The 15,019-nt window shown below is 64.9% G+C and carries 17 protein-coding genes; 9 read left to right on the top strand and 8 right to left on the bottom strand.

What is annotated here, in order from left to right; translation table 11 throughout:
• Window positions 1–432 (bottom strand): bestrophin family ion channel (locus tag VMR39_RS13055; protein ID WP_325416429.1); only part of this gene is annotated, 432 nt, incomplete at its 3' end.
• 140 nt (window positions 433–572) lie between these two features.
• Here VMR39_RS13055 and VMR39_RS13050 point away from each other — a divergent pair.
• The 3 genes from VMR39_RS13050 to VMR39_RS13040 all read left to right on the top strand — a co-directional run bounded on the left by VMR39_RS13050 (window position 573) and on the right by VMR39_RS13040 (window position 3,481).
• Window positions 573–1,886 carry a dicarboxylate/amino acid:cation symporter gene (locus tag VMR39_RS13050; protein WP_325416428.1) on the top strand — a complete coding sequence of 438 codons (1,314 nt, stop codon included), beginning with the start codon at window positions 573–575 and terminating at the stop codon, window positions 1,884–1,886.
• A complete protein-coding gene (locus VMR39_RS13045; protein WP_325416426.1) occupies window positions 1,883–2,485 on the top strand; it encodes a Pr6Pr family membrane protein in 603 nt (200 codons plus the stop codon). The genes VMR39_RS13050 and VMR39_RS13045 overlap by 4 nt, the downstream gene beginning before the upstream one ends.
• A 75-nt stretch (window positions 2,486–2,560) precedes the next feature.
• Window positions 2,561–3,481 carry a family 43 glycosylhydrolase gene (locus tag VMR39_RS13040; RefSeq protein ID WP_325416425.1) on the top strand — a complete coding sequence of 307 codons (921 nt, stop codon included), beginning with the start codon at window positions 2,561–2,563 and terminating at the stop codon, window positions 3,479–3,481.
• Window positions 3,482–3,518: 37 nt separating this feature from the next.
• Here the strand turns inward: VMR39_RS13040 and VMR39_RS13035 are convergent, their stop codons facing one another.
• Together VMR39_RS13035 and VMR39_RS13030 are read right to left on the bottom strand one after the other, a co-directional pair.
• On the bottom strand, window positions 3,519–3,701 hold the full coding sequence (locus VMR39_RS13035; RefSeq protein ID WP_325416424.1) for a hypothetical protein: 183 nt from the start codon (window positions 3,699–3,701) through the stop codon (window positions 3,519–3,521).
• Window positions 3,702–3,829: 128 nt separating this feature from the next.
• Window positions 3,830–5,119, bottom strand: a complete 1,290-nt coding sequence (locus VMR39_RS13030; protein WP_325416423.1) for an adenylosuccinate synthase — start codon at window positions 5,117–5,119, stop codon at window positions 3,830–3,832.
• 218 nt (window positions 5,120–5,337) lie between these two features.
• Here VMR39_RS13030 and VMR39_RS13025 point away from each other — a divergent pair, with 218 nt between their 5' ends.
• Complete coding sequence (locus VMR39_RS13025; protein ID WP_325416422.1) at window positions 5,338–6,243, top strand: alpha/beta hydrolase; 906 nt, start codon at window positions 5,338–5,340, stop codon at window positions 6,241–6,243.
• 39 nt (window positions 6,244–6,282) lie between these two features.
• Window positions 6,283–6,696: a DUF5990 family protein gene (locus VMR39_RS13020; protein WP_325416421.1), complete on the top strand. Its 414-nt coding sequence runs from the start codon at window positions 6,283–6,285 to the stop codon at window positions 6,694–6,696.
• Between the two features lie 7 nt (window positions 6,697–6,703).
• Here the strand turns inward: VMR39_RS13020 and VMR39_RS13015 are convergent, their stop codons facing one another.
• From VMR39_RS13015 to VMR39_RS12995, 5 genes are all read right to left on the bottom strand, one after another.
• On the bottom strand, window positions 6,704–7,828 hold the full coding sequence (locus VMR39_RS13015; protein ID WP_325416420.1) for an ATP phosphoribosyltransferase regulatory subunit: 1,125 nt from the start codon (window positions 7,826–7,828) through the stop codon (window positions 6,704–6,706).
• On the bottom strand, window positions 7,825–8,037 hold the full coding sequence (locus tag VMR39_RS13010; RefSeq protein ID WP_325416432.1) for an endonuclease domain-containing protein: 213 nt from the start codon (window positions 8,035–8,037) through the stop codon (window positions 7,825–7,827). The genes VMR39_RS13015 and VMR39_RS13010 overlap by 4 nt, the downstream gene beginning before the upstream one ends.
• A 1-nt stretch (window position 8,038) precedes the next feature.
• Window positions 8,039–8,185 (bottom strand): DUF559 domain-containing protein, encoded by a 147-nt coding sequence (locus VMR39_RS13005; RefSeq protein ID WP_325416431.1) that lies wholly within the window; start codon window positions 8,183–8,185, stop codon window positions 8,039–8,041.
• A gap of 91 nt (window positions 8,186–8,276) precedes the next feature.
• Complete coding sequence (gene serA, locus VMR39_RS13000) at window positions 8,277–9,857, bottom strand: phosphoglycerate dehydrogenase (protein ID WP_325416419.1); 1,581 nt, start codon at window positions 9,855–9,857, stop codon at window positions 8,277–8,279.
• 123 nt (window positions 9,858–9,980) lie between these two features.
• Complete coding sequence (locus VMR39_RS12995) at window positions 9,981–11,153, bottom strand: phosphoserine transaminase (protein ID WP_325416418.1); 1,173 nt, start codon at window positions 11,151–11,153, stop codon at window positions 9,981–9,983.
• A gap of 161 nt (window positions 11,154–11,314) precedes the next feature.
• Here VMR39_RS12995 and VMR39_RS12990 point away from each other — a divergent pair, with 161 nt between their 5' ends.
• From VMR39_RS12990 to dapD, 4 genes are all read left to right on the top strand, one after another.
• Entirely contained in the window at window positions 11,315–11,995 is a 681-nt protein-coding gene (locus VMR39_RS12990) for an extensin family protein (RefSeq protein ID WP_414712510.1), read from the top strand.
• Between the two features lie 284 nt (window positions 11,996–12,279).
• On the top strand, window positions 12,280–13,158 hold the full coding sequence (locus VMR39_RS12985; protein WP_325416417.1) for an LOG family protein: 879 nt from the start codon (window positions 12,280–12,282) through the stop codon (window positions 13,156–13,158).
• Window positions 13,159–13,365: 207 nt separating this feature from the next.
• Window positions 13,366–14,031 carry a pyrimidine 5'-nucleotidase gene (locus VMR39_RS12980; RefSeq protein ID WP_325416416.1) on the top strand — a complete coding sequence of 222 codons (666 nt, stop codon included), beginning with the start codon at window positions 13,366–13,368 and terminating at the stop codon, window positions 14,029–14,031.
• 3 nt (window positions 14,032–14,034) lie between these two features.
• Window positions 14,035–14,886, top strand: a complete 852-nt coding sequence (gene dapD / locus VMR39_RS12975) for a 2,3,4,5-tetrahydropyridine-2,6-dicarboxylate N-succinyltransferase (RefSeq protein WP_325416415.1) — start codon at window positions 14,035–14,037, stop codon at window positions 14,884–14,886.
• Window positions 14,887–15,019: the final 133 nt, after the last annotated feature.

Raw genomic sequence — 15,019 nt, 5'->3', positions numbered from 1 at the left:
ACGCGCCAGCGCCTTGCCCTTGTCCTCCTCCCGCAGGAAGCCCGTCACATCCTCCCCGATCGGTTGGCGGCGCAGCTGGCAGCGCAGCGCGTTCACATAGGCGATCTGGCGCTTGATGATCTCGCGCTTCAGGTCGCGGCCCTCCGGATCGGGCAGGAAATTGCGGGCCGCGCGCGACAGGCTGCGCGAGGCGTTGATCATCGCGCCCCACAGCACGCGCCCTTCCCACCAGCGCTGATAGCTGCTGTTCGACCGGAAGCCCAGGAACAGCGCCAGCGCCGAACCGAAGATGGTGAGCGGCAGCGAGGGCGCCTTGAAGGGCAGGACATAATAGGCAATCGTGACCGCGCAGTCCCAGACGAACAGGGCCGTGAGCGGCTTCCATATTTCGGATGCGATCCGGCGTATGCTGGGAACGGCATCGACGATCATGCAAAACTCCTGATGATGAAACGGGGCAACGCCTAATGGCCCGGCAATGCTCCCTTGATGCCATAGCGAAACGAAATATTGCGCGCCGCGCAACCTGCGCGATGGCAGGTCGTTGAAAAGAGGTTCAACGGGAGAGGCCCATGACCGACGACCGACCCCAGAATGGTGAGAAGAAGGCAGCACTCTCGCTCCAATGGCAGATGCTGGCCGGTTTCCTGACCGGACTGGTGCTGGGCCTGATCGCTTATATGACCGCGCCGGATGCGCACTGGGTCGATGCCATCACCACCTATGTCACCGGGCCGATCGGACAGGTCTTTCTGCGGCTGCTGTTCATGCTGGTCATTCCGCTGCTGGTGTCGGCGCTGATCGTGGGCATTGCCGAGATGGGTGAGATGCGGTCGCTGCGCCGTGTGGGCCTGCGGACCCTGATCTACACACTGATCGTGTCGGGCATCGCGGTGGCATTGAGCCTGCTGCTGGTCAACCTGCTGCGTCCCGGCGCCGGGGTCGATCCCGCGCAGGCGCAAGCGCTGCTGGCCGATGCCGGACAGGGTGCGAAGGCGATCATCGATCGTAGCGGCGAGACGCCGTCGGGGATGGAGGCGCTGCTGAACATCATCCCGCAGAACATCATCCGCGCCATGGCGGACAATGACATATTGGCGGTGATGGTCTTCGCTCTTTTCTTCGGCATCGGGCTGGTGCTGGTGCAGACGAAGGAATCGCGGCTGCTGCTGACCGCGATGGAGGGACTGTTCGAAGTGACGATGCGGCTGATGGGCATCGTCATCCGGCTGGCGCCGATCGCCATCGCCTGCTTCATGTTCAATCTCGCCGCGCAGTTCGGCTGGGATCTGCTCATTCGCCTGTCGGCCTATGTGGGCGTGGTGCTGCTGGCATTGGCGCTCCAGATGTTCGGCGTCTATTCGCTGCTGATCGCCCTGCTGGCGCGGCGGTCGCCGCTGCGCTTCTTCGCGGCGGTGCAGGAGGCGAGCGTCATGGCCTTCGCCACGGCTTCGTCCAACGCGACGTTGCCCACCGCCATCCGCGTGGCGGAGCAGAATCTGCGCCTGCCGCGCCGCATAGCCCGCTTCGTCCTGACCATCGGCGCGACCGCCAACCAGAATGGCACGGCGATGTTCGAGGGGATCACGGTCATCTTCCTCGCGCAATTTTTCGGCGTCGACCTGACGCTGAGCCAGCAGTTGATGGTCATGCTGGTGTGCATATTGGGCGGGGTCGGGACGGCGGGCGTGCCGGCCGGGTCGCTGCCAGTGGTAGCGATGATCCTGGGCATGGTCGGCGTGCCGCCCGCCGGCATCGGGCTGGTGCTGGGCGTCGACCGCTTCCTCGACATGTGCCGCACCGCGCTCAACGTGACGGGCGATCTGGTGGCGGCGACAGTGATATCGGCGGGCGAGCATGACGGGCAGGAGCCGGCGCGGACATGATGGCGCGGATTGCCGCCGGGATCGTCGCGTTGACGGCGCTGGCGGGACTGGCCATCCAATATGAGGCGACCTTCGCCCAGACCGGGTCGGTGGCCGGGACGCTGTGGATATTGCTGCGCTTCTTCACCATCCTGACCAATGGCGCGGTGGCACTGACCTTCGCGGCGGTGGCGCTGGGACGGCCGGTGACGCCGCGCTGGATCGGCGGAGTGCTGCTGGCGATATTGCTGGTCGGGATCATCTACGGCCTGCTGCTGCGCGGGCTGTTGTCGCTGAGCGGCGGGGCTTTGCTGGCCGACATGCTGCTGCACAAGGTGACGCCGCTGCTGGTGCCGCTCTGGTGGCTGGCCTTCGCGCCCAAGAGGAGGCTGGGCCGGCGCGATCCCTTCATCTGGGCGCTGTTTCCCGCGCTCTACCTGCCCTACGCCCTGCTGCGCGGCGTGACGGAGGGCATCTACGCCTATCCCTTCATCAATGTCGCGAAACTGGGCATGGAACAGGTGCTGGTGAATGCGCTGCTGATCGCGATCGGGTTCGTGATCGCCGGGTCTGGGCTGGTGTGGATCGATCGGCGGTTGGCAGAGAAACGCAATATATAGAATTGCATTTCACATTGCGGCACTTAATCCTTCTGCGGATCGACAAGAGGGAATGACGCGATGAGGATGCGATGGATGGCGCTGCTGACGGCGGCAGGCCTGCTGATGGCCAATGGGAGCGATCGCACCGGGCAGCCAATCAGCCAGAGGTTCAACGGCGACCCGTCGCCGCATCATTTCGACGGCAGATGGTATCTCTACGCCACCGATGATGCCTCCAACAGCGGCACCTATTGGGACAGCACGAGCTGGCGGCTCTACACCTCCACCGACATGCAGCAGTGGCGCGACGATGGCGCTTTCCTGGACGTGAAGACGTTCAAATGGGCGCGGCCCGACGCAAAGGCCTGGGCGCCCGAAGCAGCCCAGCGCAACGGCAAATATTATTTCTACGCGCCCATCGGCGGCGACAGGATCGGGGTCGCCGTTGCGGACAAGCCGCAGGGACCATTTCACGACGCCCGCACGGATGCGCTGATCGACAAGGCGCGTGACGCCAATGCCGGGGCCGAACCGATCGATCCCGCCGTCTTCGTGGACAAGGACGGGCAGGCCTATCTCTATTTCGGGACACGCGTGCCCAAGGTGGTGCGGCTGAAGCCGGACATGGTCCACACCGACGGGCCGATCATGGATGTCGCGATCACCGGCTGGCCGAGTGGCGACGCGAAGAAGACATATGGCGAGGCGCCCTATCTCCATGCCCATGACGGGCTTTATTATTTCAGCTTTTCCACAGGCTGGCCGGGCCAGATCGTCTATGGCACGTCGACGTCCCCCATGGGGCCGTTCGCCTATCGCGGGGTGATCCTCGACTATCTGCCGATCTCGACCAATCATCAGGCGATCGTCGAGCAGGGCGGGAAGAGCTGGCTCTTCTACCATGACAGGCTGCTGCCCGGCGGCGGCGACCATCGGCGCTCGATCACGATCGCGCCGTTAACCTATGCGAAAGACGGGGCGATCCAAACGGTGAAGCGGATCGCGCCCGAATGACGAAAGGCCGGACGATCCCGCCCGGCCTTCTCCTGTTTTAGCGCAGCTTGGCGATATTCAGCCCATCCTGCTTGGCGCGGGCCTTGGTCGATTCCTCGCTGCGGGTAAGTGCCTTGGCGATGGCTTTCAGGGCCATGCCTTTCTTGGCCAGCGTATGCAGCTTCTGAATCTCATCCTGAGTCCAGGGCTGCTTGTGACGCTCGAAACGTTGCTCACCCATATTTTTCCCTTTGTCTCCGCACCGGCCCGCTCCCTCACCCGGCCACCCAACGGCAGTATCATATGGGTGGCTGGGTGGGGGAGCGGGCCGGTGCCGATCTGTTTCAGCCTAGCTGAAACTCAAAAAACTTAATCCGCGAAGGGATCGCGGACGAGGATGGTGTCGTCGCGTTCCGGGCTAGTGGAGACGAGCGTGACCGGGCAGCCGATCAGTTCCTCGATGCGGCGGATATATTTGATCGCCTGCGCGGGGAGGTCCGCCCAGCTGCGGGCGCCGGCCGTCGTGTCCTGCCAGCCTTCGATATCCTCGTAGATCGGCTCCGCTTTCGCCTGATCCTGCGCATGGGCGGGGAGGTAATCGAAGGTCTGGTCGCCGATCTTGTAGCCGACGCAGATCTTCAGCGTATCGAACCCGTCCAGCACGTCCAGCTTGGTGAGCGCAATGCCGGTGACGCCCGACACCGCGACCGACTGACGCACCAGCACGGCGTCGAACCAGCCGCAGCGACGCTTGCGGCCGGTGACGGTGCCGAATTCATGGCCACGTTCGCCAAGCCGCTGGCCGATGTCGTTTTCCTGCTCGCTGGGGAACGGGCCGGAACCGACGCGGGTGGTGTAGGCCTTGACGATGCCCAGCACGAAGCCGGCCGCATTGGGGCCAAGGCCGGTGCCGCTCGCCGCCGTGCCCGCCACCGTGTTGGAGGAGGTGACGAAGGGATAGGTGCCATGGTCGATGTCGAGCAGCGTGCCCTGCGCGCCCTCGAACAGGATGCGCTGGCCGGCCGCCTTCGCCTTGTTCAGCGTCAGCCAGACGGGCTTGACGAAGGGCAGGATGAAGGCGGCGATCTCGGTCAGGTCGGCCATCAGCTGGGCGCGGTCGATCGGTGCTTCCCCGAAGCCGGCGCGCAGCGCGTCATGATGGGCGGTCAGGCGATCGATCTGGAGGTCGAGATCGTCCAGATGGGCGAGGTCGCACACGCGGATGGCGCGGCGGCCGACCTTGTCCTCATAGGCCGGGCCGATGCCGCGACGGGTGGTACCGATCTTGCCGGCGCCAGACGCGTCCTCGCGCAGGCCGTCGAGGTCGCGGTGGAAGGGCAGGATCAGCGGGCAGGTCTCGGCGATCTGGAGATTGTCGGGCGTAATGTCGACGCCCTGCCCCTTCAGCTTCGCGACCTCGTCGCGGAAGTGCCAGGGGTCCAGCACCACGCCGTTGCCGATCACCGACAGCGTGCCGCGCACGATGCCCGACGGCAGCAGCGACAGCTTGTAGACCTTCTCGCCCACGACCAGCGTATGGCCGGCATTATGGCCGCCCTGGAAACGGGCGACGACGTCGGCGCGTTCCGACAACCAGTCGACGATCTTGCCCTTGCCTTCGTCGCCCCACTGGGCGCCGATCACGGTCACATTTGCCACAGATACAGTCCTCCGCCCGCCGCGCGGACCGGCCATGCCCTTCGACGGGACTCGGCATGCCGGTGGGATAGAATAGACGCCATGCGCCTTGTGCGGGGCGCGGGTTAGCCGTGCGTGGGCGGCGCGTCAAGGCGGCAGCATGATTACACTTTGATACAGCGCGGCGGGTTTACGACGATCTGCGGCGTCGCGATCATGGCCGGGAAGTGGATGAGATGATGCACCGACGATTTTCCGCCCCCCTGATAGGCGCCCTGATTTCCGCATTGCCGATGGCGGGTGCAGCCGATGCGCAAGGCCTGCGCGAACGCTGGCGGGCGAGGCAGGCGGAAGGACAGCAGGGTGCGACCGGCGGGCAGGCCATGGCCTATGGCAAGGATGCGCTTCAGGCGCTGGACTACTCGCCCGGCATGGGCGCGAAGCCGCCGCTGGTCCTGTTCGTCCATGGCGGCGGATGGAAGCGCGGAAGCAAGGACAATGCGACCGGCGCGGCCAAGGTCGAGCATTTTACCGGGCTGGGCTATGCCTTCGCGTCGATCAATTACCGGCTCGTGCCCGACGCCACGGTCGAGCAGCAGGCGCAGGATGTGGCGGACGCGGTAGCCTATCTGCGCGGGCGGGCGGCGACATTGGGCTTCGATCCCGAGCGGATCGTGCTGATGGGGCATAGCGCTGGCGCGCATCTGGTGGCGCTCGTCGGCACCGACATGCGCTATTTTGCGAAGGCCGGGCTGAGGCCCGATGCAGTGAAGGGCGTCATTCCGCTCGACGGCGCGGCCTATGATGTGGGGCGGCAGATGCAGGATGGCGGGCGCTTCATGGCCGGCACCTATGAGCAGGCGTTTAGCACCGATCCGGCGCGGCAGAAGGCGCTGTCCCCGACGCTCCAGGCAGGGAAACCCAATGCCCCCGCCTTCCTGATCCTGCATGTCGACCGGGCGGGCGGGACGGCGCAGTCCAATGCGCTGGCGGCAGCGCTCAAGGCGGCGGGCACGCCGGCCGAGGTCCATGCACTGGAAGGGCGTGGCCTGCGCGGGCATATGGAAATCAACCGGTCGATGGGCGATCCCGATTATTCGGGGACGGCAATCGTGGATGGCTGGCTGAAGCGGTTGCTGGGCTGAACCGCTCGCTTTCAACGGGCGCGCGCGATAGAAAAAGTCATGGCAAAGGCTGACCAGACCGACATCAAACTGCGGATCATCATCGAGCAGCCGGTCGTCGGCGTGCTCCACAGCCTTCAGGCGAAGGACGATCAGCCGCTCGCCCCGAAAGCCTCCCGCGCCGGTGAGCCGCTCCTGTTCGATCTACCGATCCGAGTCGCGCCGGGGCCGAAATTTTTCGGCGATCAGGTGCGGCGCTTCATCTATATCCGCATCGGACAATCTGCCGGCGATCCATCATCGCCATGGTCGCGCCGGATGAAGATCGACATTCATGATCTGGACGCTGCGCTGCTGGCGCGCGCGATCGAGACGCGGGGCGTCATCGAGATCGTGGTGAACGGCACCGGCAAGGACGGAACGCCCGCCTGCGCCACGGTGCCCGCGATCCGCCGCCGACTGGCCGAGGGCTGATGCGGGATCAGTAAGCGCGCGGTTCGCTGCCGTCGAGCCAGTGCGAGCAACGCTGGGCCGCACCGTCCTCACCCTCGGCCAGCGCCGCAACCGTGTGCCAGCCCTCCGCGCGCAATTCGGCGGCGCGGGCGGCATCGGCGCCAAGCGGCAGGAAGAGGCGCCGGGGCGCTTCGCCGCCGAAACCCGCGTCGATCAGTGGATCGGGATAGAGGGAAAAGCCCATGGCCGGCTCGTCGGCGCCGTCGGCGCGGGCGATGGCATAGCTGCCGCCGCGACCGATCTCGCCGATGAAGCCTTCGGCGAAGATGGAGAAGCCGAACCAGTTCTGGAATTCGAAGCCGTGCCGCTCGGTCGGATCGAGCGTCAGGGTGATGTCCCAGCCGATGGGCTTCGCGATGGCGCGCAGGCCGGCGATGCGGCTGTCGATCGCGCCGCCGATGCTGGCGCTGAACGCCTCCAGCCGCTCCATCGCGGCGTGGAAGGGGCCGGTCGCCTCGATCAGCGGCAGATAGGCGACCGCCTGCGGACCGATCGCAGTCAGCGCGCCGGCATCCTTGGCGTCCAGTTCGGCGCGCACCGCTTCCACATCATTGGACGCGAGCGGCAGCGGGCCGGCGGCCAGCATGTCGATCAGGTCGGGCAGGGTGAAGTCGATGGTGATGCCGGTGACGCCGGCGGCCTGCAACGCCTCGATCGCGATATTGACGATCTCGACGGCTGCGGCGGTGCTGTCGCTGCCGATCAGTTCGGCGCCGAGCTGCATCTTCTCGCGCTCGGGGCGGAGCTGGCTCGCCTTCTGGCGGATCACCGGGCCGGCATAGGAGAGGCGCAGCGGGCGCGGCGCGGCGCGCAGGCGGGTGGCGGCGATGCGGCCGACCTGCGCGGTCATGTCCGGGCGGAAGGCAAGGCTGCGCTGCGAGACGGGATCGACGGCGCGGACCAGATCCTGCGCGCGCATCGACTTGAGGCGCTGGGTCAGCGTATCCTCGAACTCCGCCAGCGGCGGCATGACCCGTTCATAGCCATGCGTCGCGACCGTATCCAGCACGCGGCGCGCCAGGCGCGCGGAGGCTTCGGCCTGCGGCGGCAGGCGGTCGGATAAGCCCTCCGGGAGGAGGCTTGGCGGGATCATGGCAGGCACCTTTTACTCCCTCCCCCTTTGGGGGAGGGTTGGGGAGAGGGAGACTCGCGCAAGGCCTGCGCAATCATGCTCAGCACGCCCTCGATATTCTCTATCACATCAGGATTGCCAAAACGGATCACACGATAGCCCAGCGATTCCAGAAATTCTGTACGACGGGCGTCATAGCGATCTTCGGCGGAATGTGTATCCCCATCTATTTCAATAACGAGACGTGCAGCCTTGGAGGCGAAGTCTACGATATAGGGGGGAGATAATCGTCTGACGTGTGAACTGCTGATTTTCCAAGCGATTGGCGCGTAACGCCAGCCAGAGTCGTTGTTCAGCGGAAGTAGGGTTTGCGCGCATATGCCTTGCGCGCTCCTTAAGCGTCGGATCAACACGCATGGTTGCTCCCCCTCTCCCAACCCTCCCCCCGAGGGGGGAGGGCTTTCAGAGCTTATGCGAAGCGCAGCAGCTTCACCGTCTTCACGCCGGTGAGCTGGCCCAGATCGGCACGCAGGCCTTCGGCCACGGTGCCGTCGACCGACAGCAGCAGCACGGCTTCGCCGCCCTGGTCGCGACGGCCGAGGTGGAAGGTGCCGATATTGACTTGCGCCTCACCCAGCGTCGAGCCCAGGCGACCGATGAAGCCCGGCGCGTCCTGGTTGACGATGTAGAGCATCTGGCCGTCGAGATCGGCTTCGACCTTGATGCCGAACAGTTCGACCAGACGCGGCTGGGCATGGCCGAACAGCGTGCCGGCGACCGACTTGTCACCATTCGCGGTGGTGACGGTGACGCGGACGAGGGTCTGATAGTCGCCTTCGCGGTCGTGGCGGACTTCACGCACGTCGAGACCGCGTTCCTTCGCCAGGAAGGGCGCATTGACCATGTTCACCGTGTCCGAATAGACGCGCATCAGGCCAGCCAGCACCGCAGCGGTGATCGGCTTCTGGTTGAGTTCGGCGGCATGGCCCTCGACCTCGACCGCGACGCCGGTGATGGCGTCGCCTTCGAGCTGGCCGACCAGCGAACCCAGCTTTTCAGCCAGCGCCATATAGGGCTTGAGCTTCGGCGCTTCCTCGGCGCTGAGCGACGGCACGTTCAGCGCATTGGTGATGCCGCCGTCGAGGAGATAGTCGCTGAGCTGTTCGGCGACCTGAAGCGCGACGTTCACCTGCGCTTCGTCGGTAGATGCGCCCAGATGCGGGGTGCAGATGAAGTTGGGCGTGCCGAACAGCGGCGATTCCTTGGCCGGTTCGGTCTGGAACACGTCGAGCGCGGCGCCAGCGACCTGACCCGAATCCAGCGCTTCCTTCAGAGCCGCCTCGTCGATCAGGCCGCCACGCGCGCAGTTGACGATGCGTACGCCCTTCTTGGTCTTGGCCAGATTTTCCTTCGACAGGATGTTGCGGGTCTGGTCGGTCAGCGGCGTGTGCAGCGTGATGAAGTCGGCCTTCGCCAGCAGCGTGTCGAGGTCGGCCTTTTCCACGCCCATTTCGACCGCGCGTTCCGGGGTCAGGAAGGGGTCGAAGGCGACGACCTTCATCTTGAGGCCGAGCGCGCGGCTGGCGACGATCGAACCGATATTGCCCGCGCCGATCAGGCCCAGCACCTTGCCGGTGACTTCCACGCCCATGAAGCCGTTCTTGGGCCACAGGCCCTGCTGGGTCTGGGCGTTGGCTTCGGGCAGCTGGCGAGCCAGCGCGAACATCAGCGCGATGGCATGTTCGGCGGTGGTGATGGAGTTGCCGAACGGCGTGTTCATGACGATCACGCCCTTGGCCGAGGCGTAGGGGATGTCGACATTGTCGACGCCGATGCCGGCGCGGCCGATGACCTTGAGGTTGGTCGCGGCGTCGAGGATCGCCTTCGTCACCTTGGTCGAGCTGCGGATGGCGAGGCCGTCATAGTCGCCGATGATGGCGATCAGTTCCTCGGGGGTCTTGCCGGTGATTTCGTCGACTTCGACGCCACGCTCGCGGAAGATCGCGGCGGCGCGGGGGTCCATCTTGTCGGAAATAAGGACTTTGGGCATCTGAGTTTCCTTTGGGAAATACACCCGTCATCCTGACTAAAGTCAGGATCCAGAGCGGCTGAACGTAGCGCTTGAGACTCTGGATTCCGGCGTTCGCCGGAATGACGGTGAAGAGAAGAGAGGTTAGGCAGCCTTGGCCGAAGCCGAAATCTGGGCATAGGCCCAGTCGAGCCACGGACCGAGCGCTTCGATATCCGCCGTTTCGACGGTCGCGCCGCACCAGATGCGCAGGCCGGCCGGGGCGTCGCGATAGCCCGCGACGTCATAGGCCGCGCCTTCCTTTTCCAGCAGGGCGGCGAAGGCCTTGATGAAGGCTTCGTCCGCACCTTCCACCGTCAGGCAGACGCTGGTGGTGGAGCGCGAGGCTGCGTCGGTCGCGAGGTGGCCGAGCCAGTCGCGTTCCTCGACGATCCTGTTCAGCGCGGCGGCATTGGCGTTGCTGCGGGCGATCAGGCCATTGAGGCCGCCGAGCGACTTGCCCCATTCCAGCGCGAAAATCGCGTCCTCGACGGCCAGCATCGACGGCGTGTTGATGGTTTCGCCCTTGAACACGCCTTCGGCCAGCTTGCCCTTCGCCATCAGGCGGAAAACCTTCGGCAGCGGCCATGCAGGGGTGTGGGTTTCAAGGCGCTCGACAGCACGGCGGCCGAGGATCAGCACGCCATGACCGCCCTCGCCGCCCAGCACCTTCTGCCAGGAGAAGGTCGCGACGTCGATCTTGGTCCAGTCGATCTCATAGGCGAAGACCGCGCTGGTGGCGTCGGCAAAGGTCAGGCCTTCACGGTCGGCCGGGATCCAGTCGGCGTTCGGCACGCGCACGCCCGAGGTGGTGCCGTTCCAGGTGAAGAGCACGTCGTTGCTGAAATCGACCTGCGTCAGGTCGGGCAGCTGGCCATAGTCGGCGCGGATGACGGTGGGGTCGAGCTTCAGCTGCTTGGCAGCGTCCGTCACCCAGCCTTCGCCGAAGCTTTCCCAGGCCAGCGTCGTGACCGGGCGGGCGCCCAGCATGGTCCACATCGCCATTTCGAAGGCGCCGGTGTCGGAACCCGGCACGATGCCGATGCGGTGGGTATCGGGCAGGTTCAGCAGCTCGCGCATCAGGTCGATGCTGTAGGCGAGGCGGGTCTTGCCGATCTTGGCGCGGTGCGAGCGGCCGAGCGACTCCGTGGCCAGCTTGGCGGCATCCCAGCCCGGAGGCTTGGCGCAGGGACCGGAAGAGAAAAAGGGGCGGGCCGGACGGGCTTCAGGCTTTGCGGCAGGCGCAAGGGTGGCGTCAACGGCAGTCAAATCAGTCATGTAATGCTTCTCCTTACAGAGAGCACGCGCGGCGTTGGGACCGCGTGGCCCGTCGGCCGCCCTAAAGAGATCGGGGAAAGAGTCAAGCCGAATGTCGGAATGCGACGAATGGTGCGCGCCGTTAACCCACGGTCTTCCTTGCGGTGGTAAATGGTCGATTCATGGAAGAGCGGGCTAAGGGCGCGCTGCGCGGTATGGCATGGGCCATATTGCTGGCGGGCACGATGACATTGGCAGGATGCAGCGGCGATCTGGTGCCGCGCGGCAAGGTCGTGCGCGCGCCGAAGCCGGTCCGCGCACCCGCCCAGCCCGCGATGGAAACACGGCAATGTTTCGCGAAGCTGCAATCGCAGGCGGTATCCTTCACCCCCCTGCCCGACCAGAATTTCGGCGGTGGGTGCAGCGCGATCGGCAGCGTCAAGCTGCTCGACATCGGCGTGCCGGCCAGCGGGCTGGGCGCGATGACCTGCAACCTTGCCGCCAATTTCGCCGCCTGGGCGCGTTATGGCGTGCAGCCCGCAGCGCGGCTGGTGCTGGGCGCGGAGATCGAGAAGATCGAGACGTTCGGCACCTATAACTGCCGGCCGATCGCGGGCAGCGCGAAGCTGAGCGAACATGCGCACAGCAATGCGATCGACGTATCCGCCTTCGTCCTGTCGGACGGTCGGCGAATCAGCATCCAGAAGGATTGGAACGGCGACAAGCAGACCCGCCAGTTTCTGAGCCTGATCCACGCCAGCGCCTGCAAGCGGTTCAACACCGTCCTCAGCCCCGACTATAATGCCGCGCACCATGATCATTTCCATTTCGACATGGGTGGGCGCGGCGGCTTTTGCCGCTAAGCGCAAACAGTAACGCGGGCGGCTTTTGCCGCTGAGCGCAAACAGTAACGCGGGCGGCTTTTGCCGCTGAGCGCAGACAGGAACGCGGCGGCTTTTGTCGTTAATGCCATATCTTCGTTCGTTTCGAGCGAAATCGAGAAACGAGGCACAGCCGAGTTCAGCAAAGCTAAACGCAGGCGTGGCGCTATCCGCTTCTCGACTTCGCTCGAAGCGAACGGGTGAGGCTTTGCTTTCCCGGCTAATCAGACTTGGATTTGTCACCGCTGCGCACTAAGTTGGTGCAAATGACAAGAAAAGAAATTGAAGAACGCAAATTCCGTCCGGCCCGCGAAGAGGCCCATGACGCCCGAAAACAGCTGGATACGCCGCAGACGCAGAGCGCAGCCTACAAGCTGGCATTCCAGGACAATGAATTCCTGCTGCGCGAGGATTTGCGGCCGGTCCGCTTTCAGCTGGAATTGCTAAAGCCCCAATTGCTGATGGACGAGGCGAAGATCGAATCGACCTTCGTGTTCTACGGGTCCGCCCGCATTCCCGAACCGGATCAGGTGCAGGCGCGGATCGACGCTGCCACCACGCCCGAACAGAAGCGCGTCGCCGAGAATCTGGGCAAGAAGGCCCGATATTATGAGGAAGCGCGCAGGCTGGCGCGGATCGCGGCCGAATATCCTGTGAATGCGGCTGGATGCCGCCACTTCGTGGTCTGCTCGGGCGGCGGCCCGTCGATCATGGAAGCGGCCAATCGCGGTGCGGAGGATGTCGGCCAGACCACCATCGGCATGAACATCGTCCTGCCGCACGAGCAGGCTCCCAACCGCTTCGTCACACCGGAGCTGAGCTTCCAGTTCCACTATTTCGCACTGCGCAAGATGCATTTCCTGCTGCGCGCCCGCGCATTGGCGGTGTTTCCCGGTGGTTTCGGCACGTTCGACGAGATGTTCGAACTGCTGACATTGATCCAGACCGGCAAGATGAAGCCGATTCCGATTTTGCTGTACGGCAAGGAGTTCTGGACCCGCGTCGTCGATTTCGAGGCGCTGGCCGACGAAGGCGTGATTTCGCCGACTGACCTCAACCTGCTGACCTGGGTCGAGACGGCCGAGGAAGGCTGGGCGGCGGTGCAGGCCTTCTACCAGGATTCGGAACAGCCGGGCTGCGGCTGAAAGCCCTCTCCCCCAAGGAGGAGGGGGCCGCGAGACTTGGCGGCTTTGCCGCCTAGTCGCAGCCGGAGAGGGGGCGAGCCACGCGCTTCTCCTTCCCCTCTTCCAACTCCGCCTAACCGGCTGCGCCGGCAAGGCTCCTTATCCTTTCCCACCGGGGGAGAAGGCTTGTGGCTTGCCCTCCCCGCCGCACGGGATTAGGGCGCGGCCATGCGCGCGGATATGGCCCATGTCGACACCTGGATCTTCGATCTGGACAATACGCTCTATCCGGCGAAGGCGGACCTGTTCGCGCTGATCGACGTGAAGATGGGCGAATATATCCAGGCGCTGCTGGGATGCGATCCGGCGATCGCGCGCCAGACGCAGAAGCGCTATTTCATGGAGCATGGCACGACCCTGTCGGGCCTGATGCACCATCATGGCATCGAGCCGCGCGCGTTCCTCGACTATGTCCATGATATTTCGATGGATCGGCTGGAAGTCGACCACGACCTCAACACTCGTATCGCCGCGCTGCCGGGCCGCCGCCTGATCTTCACCAATGGCGATGCCGCCTATGCCGGGCGCGTGCTCGACAGGCTGGGCCTGACCGGCGCGTTCGAGCTGATCCACGACATCCACGCCTGCCAATATGTGCCCAAGCCCGATCCGTCGGGCTATGCCGAACTGTGTCGCGTGCACAGCATCGATCCGACCCGCGCCGCCTTTTTCGAGGACATGGCCCGCAACCTGCGCCCTGCCAAGGCGATCGGCATGACCACCATCTGGGTCAATAACGGGTCCGAAGCGGGCGACCATGACCATCATCCCGATTTCATCGATTTCGAAACCGACCATCTGACGCCATTCCTGGCCGACATCATTGGGGACTGAACCATGAGCCAAGACCTGATCGCCACCATCGACGCCGCGTGGGAAGACCGCGCCAACGTCAATCTCCAGACCCAGGGCGACGTCCGCCAGGCGGTCGACAAGGCGCTGGCGCTGCTCGACAAGGGCGAACTGCGCGTCGCCGAGCCGACCAGCGCCGAGGGCAAAGGCTCCTGGCAGGTCAACCAGTGGGCTAAGAAGGCCGTTCTGCTGTCCTTCCGCCTCAACGACAATGTCATGATCGACAATGGTCCGGGCGCGGGCCACTGGTGGGACAAGGTGCCGAGCAAGTTCGCCGGCTGGGACGAGGCCGCCTTCCGCGCCGCCGGCTTCCGCGCGGTGCCGGGCAGCTTCGCCCGCGCCGGCAGCCATATCGCCAAGAATGTCATCCTGATGCCGAGCTTCGTCAACATCGGCGCCTTCGTCGATGAAGGCACGATGGTCGACACCTGGGTGACGGTCGGCAGCTGCGCCCAGATCGGCAAGAATGTCCATCTGTCGGGCGGCGTCGGCATCGGCGGCGTACTGGAACCTTTGCAGGCAGACCCGGTCATCATCGAGGACGACTGCTTCATCGGCGCCCGTTCCGAAGTCGTGGAAGGCGTGCGGATCGGCAAGGGGTCGGTGCTGTCGATGGGCGTGTTCATCGGCATGTCGACCAAGATCGTCGACCGCGCCACCGGCGAGGTCTTCATCGGCGAAGTGCCGCCCTATTCGGTCGTCGTTCCCGGATCGCTACCCGGCAAGCCGCTGCCCGACGGCACGCCCGGTCCCAGCCTCTATTGCGCCGTGATCGTCAAGCGCGTCGATGCGCAGACCCGGTCCAAGACCGGCATCAACGAACTGCTGCGCGACTGATCCCCGCGCGGGGCGGCGCTGTAACGTCGCCCCGCATGTCACCATTGTTGCAGGCGCTGCAACGAGCCGACGCATCGTGAAATTCCCTCGCGACAATAAGGCGCCATCCCGCCTCCATCGGGTCTGTACGAAT

Source organism: Sphingobium sp. (genome assembly GCF_035511395.1).
In the GTDB taxonomy this organism is placed as follows: Bacteria; Pseudomonadota; Alphaproteobacteria; order Sphingomonadales; family Sphingomonadaceae; genus Sphingobium.
The sequence above is the reverse complement of the archived record's forward strand: the minus strand, read 5'-3'. Positions and strand labels throughout refer to the sequence as shown.

Coding starts and splice junctions, on each gene's coding strand:
- VMR39_RS13050 (WP_325416428.1), top strand. CDS start 573: ATGACCGACGACCGACCCCAGAATGGTGAGAAGAAGGCAGCACTCTCG.
- VMR39_RS13045 (WP_325416426.1), top strand. CDS start 1,883: ATGATGGCGCGGATTGCCGCCGGGATCGTCGCGTTGACGGCGCTGGCG.
- VMR39_RS13040 (WP_325416425.1), top strand. CDS start 2,561: ATGGCGCTGCTGACGGCGGCAGGCCTGCTGATGGCCAATGGGAGCGAT.
- VMR39_RS13035 (WP_325416424.1), bottom strand. CDS start 3,701: ATGGGTGAGCAACGTTTCGAGCGTCACAAGCAGCCCTGGACTCAGGAT.
- VMR39_RS13025 (WP_325416422.1), top strand. CDS start 5,338: ATGCACCGACGATTTTCCGCCCCCCTGATAGGCGCCCTGATTTCCGCA.
- VMR39_RS13020 (WP_325416421.1), top strand. CDS start 6,283: ATGGCAAAGGCTGACCAGACCGACATCAAACTGCGGATCATCATCGAG.
- VMR39_RS13015 (WP_325416420.1), bottom strand. CDS start 7,828: ATGATCCCGCCAAGCCTCCTCCCGGAGGGCTTATCCGACCGCCTGCCG.
- VMR39_RS13005 (WP_325416431.1), bottom strand. CDS start 8,185: ATGCGCGCAAACCCTACTTCCGCTGAACAACGACTCTGGCTGGCGTTA.
- serA (WP_325416419.1), bottom strand. CDS start 9,857: ATGCCCAAAGTCCTTATTTCCGACAAGATGGACCCCCGCGCCGCCGCG.
- VMR39_RS12995 (WP_325416418.1), bottom strand. CDS start 11,153: ATGACTGATTTGACTGCCGTTGACGCCACCCTTGCGCCTGCCGCAAAG.
- VMR39_RS12990 (WP_414712510.1), top strand. CDS start 11,315: ATGGAAGAGCGGGCTAAGGGCGCGCTGCGCGGTATGGCATGGGCCATA.
- VMR39_RS12985 (WP_325416417.1), top strand. CDS start 12,280: ATGACAAGAAAAGAAATTGAAGAACGCAAATTCCGTCCGGCCCGCGAA.
- VMR39_RS12980 (WP_325416416.1), top strand. CDS start 13,366: ATGCGCGCGGATATGGCCCATGTCGACACCTGGATCTTCGATCTGGAC.
- dapD (WP_325416415.1), top strand. CDS start 14,035: ATGAGCCAAGACCTGATCGCCACCATCGACGCCGCGTGGGAAGACCGC.